A 1,281-nucleotide genomic window follows, 5' to 3' on the forward strand; every position below is an offset into this window, starting at 1 on the left:
GGTTCAAATCCTGTCCCCGCAACCAATTCACAAACGGCCCGCATGGCTCAAACCAGCGGGCCGTTTTGCGTTCGGGGGAAGAACGCGCAGCAACGACCGAAGCGAACAGCGAAAGCCGAAGCGGAGCGGCGACCGCAACCAAATGCGAAATGAATTTAGCAGGCGAGGCCTCTCTCTCGGCCAGCTTCAGTGCCCGTCGTCTCGCCTGTATGACGGAGAGCAGATCGTCGGAGCCGTCAATTGCAGACCCGTTTCCTCGATCGCGCCGGCGTCAGCGGAGCTGAGGCGATGTCGCGGTTGTGCAGAATCGGCGAATCAAGCCCTGCGGAATAATCCGAATCAAAGGCGGAGTGCCGCCGCACCGGCTAGTTCTGGCAATAGGTGACATCTATTGCTATATTTCCCATGGCCGGACGTTCTTTCCAGAGGTTGCCATGCCCAATTACGCCCTGAACGACCATTATGAGAGCTTCATCAGGAAGCAGCTCGAATCAGGTCGTTACAACAATGCCAGTGAGGTTGTCCGCGCCGGCCTGCGTATGCTCGAGGATTTCGAGGCGGAGCGGGAGAGATGGCTGCGCGAGGAAATCCCGGGGCGCCTGACTGAGCTCCAGCAGGATCCGGCAAAGGGGATTCCTGCCGATACGGTGTTCTCTCGGCTGGAGGCGCGCCATCGCGCGAAGCTGGCGAAAGCCAGGTAGGGGATGGAGTACCGGATCGTCTTTCATCCCGTGGCCGAAGCTGAACTCGAACAACTCTATGACGACATAGCCGAGCGCGCGTCGCCGGCGATCGCCTGGAATTTCGTTGTCGGCATCCGCGACCATTGCCTGGGCCTATCGACTTTTCCACAGCGCGGCACGGAGCGGGTCGAGATCATGCCGGGGCTGCGGATTGTTGGTTATCGGCGCGCCGTCAGCATCGCTTTCGCGGTCGAGAGCGAACGGGTGTTGATCCTGGGCATCTTTTACGCTGGGCGGAACATCACGCCGGAACTGCTGGAAGACCGGCTTTGAAGCGCTGCCTACGCTGGCGCGGCGCTCGACATCCACCAGGGGACAGGCGATTTTCAAGCCGATGTCGGTGGGCTGGCGTCGAGGCAATGGTGGGCCCGGCAGGAATGATCGGCAGCGGACGTCCGGTCGAGATTCAGCCAAGCCAACTCACGAATTTCAGCCTTGTGGATATGCCGGCGAGAAATCGAAAAAACTTTGATGAAGTGTGTTGACAGTTTGGATTGGTGGCGACTATATACGCCTCACGAACGAGGGCGGTGCGCCG

The 1,281-nt window shown here is 59.8% G+C and carries 2 protein-coding genes; both read left to right on the forward strand.

The annotated features are described in order from the left end of the window. Positions 1–434: 434 nt before the first annotated feature. A complete protein-coding gene (locus FJ546_RS31040; RefSeq protein WP_140893041.1) occupies positions 435–701 on the forward strand; it encodes a type II toxin-antitoxin system ParD family antitoxin in 267 nt (88 codons plus the stop codon). 3 nt (positions 702–704) lie between these two features. Next, positions 705–1,016 (forward strand): type II toxin-antitoxin system RelE/ParE family toxin, encoded by a 312-nt coding sequence (locus tag FJ546_RS31045; protein WP_140893042.1) that lies wholly within the window; start codon positions 705–707, stop codon positions 1,014–1,016. The last annotated feature ends 265 nt before the right edge of the window (positions 1,017–1,281 follow it).

The sequence above is a fragment of the Mesorhizobium sp. B2-4-19 genome (assembly GCF_006441315.1).
Taxonomy (GTDB): domain Bacteria; phylum Pseudomonadota; class Alphaproteobacteria; order Rhizobiales; family Rhizobiaceae; genus Mesorhizobium.

What these genes read in the sequence shown, in the direction of transcription:
- FJ546_RS31040 (WP_140893041.1), top strand. Translation starts at nt 435, where the DNA reads ATGCCCAATTACGCCCTGAACGACCATTATGAGAGCTTCATCAGGAAG.
- FJ546_RS31045 (WP_140893042.1), top strand. Translation starts at nt 705, where the DNA reads ATGGAGTACCGGATCGTCTTTCATCCCGTGGCCGAAGCTGAACTCGAA.